2 protein-coding genes are annotated in these 1,540 nt (G+C 41.2%); both read right to left on the bottom strand.

Going from position 1 to position 1,540, the window contains the following annotated elements:
• Positions 1-281: lipopolysaccharide biosynthesis protein (locus tag AC1DUO_RS24870; RefSeq protein WP_477989326.1), on the bottom strand; the 281-nt coding region annotated here is incomplete at its 3' end.
• Positions 282-384: 103 nt separating this feature from the next.
• On the bottom strand, positions 385-1,540 hold a 1,156-nt coding region (locus AC1DUO_RS24865), incomplete at its 5' end, for a polysaccharide biosynthesis tyrosine autokinase (RefSeq protein WP_477989324.1).

Raw genomic sequence — 1,540 nt, 5'->3', positions numbered from 1 at the left:
ACGCAAAGGATAAAGGCAACGGATGATATAATGACAGAGGAGAAGAAATAGTCTGCCGAGTTGTAATCTTCTTGCGTATATTCGTACTTAATTATTGCGGCAGATGCGTTTAGTCCAATGAAGACAAAGAAGACCGCGACATAGGCATTAAATAAGGATATTTTCCCATACTGCTCAGGGCCTAAAGCACGTGAGAGAACAGGGAGAAGAAGGAAGGGGAAGATTTTTACAATCAGTTCCCCGCCGACATACATAATACTATCACTGAATATCTTTCTCATTATTTTTCACTAACTGGCATGATAAGCATCGTGATTCAGTCTTGATTGTCAAAAATAAGAATCTCTGTTAACCCCTGCAATATCAAAACTCAGTGGTAAACTCTCATGTTTCAGGCGAATGATATTCATAAATTTCTTTTTTCCCATAGTTATAAAAACCAGAAGGTTTATTAACTACTGCGTTGAGTATCACTCCATTAATATCAATGTTATTTCTGTTAAATACTCTGATTGCGGATTCTATTTCACGCACTGTGCTCTGCTCAAATTTAGCGACCAGCATAGAAATACCTGCGTACCTACCTATAATAACGGCATCGCTTACCGCAAGGACTGGTGGCGCATCAAGTATGACGAAATCATAATTGTCTGAGGCCCAATGAATAAGATCGTGATACTGCTTACGCAGCAAAAGCTCTGAAGGGTTTTTTGACCACTTCCCGCGAGTGATAATATCCAGTCCGGGGATTTTAGTACTCTGAACAGCTTCCTGACACGTGATTGAACCCGTAATCGCATCGGTTAACCCGACGTTCTTAACATCGAAGATCCGATGCGCATATCCTTTTCGCATATCACAGTCAATATATAAGACCCGCTTGTCAGCCTGACTCACCACCACTGCAAGGTTGGAGCTGATGAATGTTTTCCCTACCTCCGGAGTGGCACCGGAGATCATCAACACATTTGAACGAGCTTCCATCATCGAGAAATACAAACTGGTTCTTAAATTCCTCAGAGCTTCTATCGCAATATCTGATGCTTTTTCAAGTGCTAACAAACTAACAGGCCGAGTATCACTCATAGAATGAGAATAGTGATCATYCCTCCACTCTGACAGAGGCACATTTGAAACGACATTAAGACCGATATCTTCAAGTATTTCTGCGGAGTCGATACCCTGCTGTAATGAGACCTGTGCCAGTATAAATCCAACTGATGAAATCAATCCCAGGCAAGCAAAGATAAATATTACCAGGACTTTATCAGGCTTAACCGGTTTTAATCCTGTGACGGCACTGTCGATAATTCTGACAGAGCCAATAGTACTTGCCTGGCTGATTTTAAGTTCTTGCTGCTTATTCAACAACTGCATATAAACGAGCTGACCCGATTGGACATCACGCGTCAATCTGACGACTTCCTGTTGCGTCAGAGGCAAGGTGCTGACTTTTTCATTCAGATTTTTCTTTTCATCTTTCAGAACCTGGATTTTTTCAATCAATGCTAAATAAGCCGGATGTTGTGTTGTATATAAC

It is taken from the genome of Rahnella sp. P4_A8, from assembly GCF_056402435.1.
Note: the sequence above shows the minus strand (reverse complement) of the source record. Positions and strands in the feature narration are given on the sequence as shown.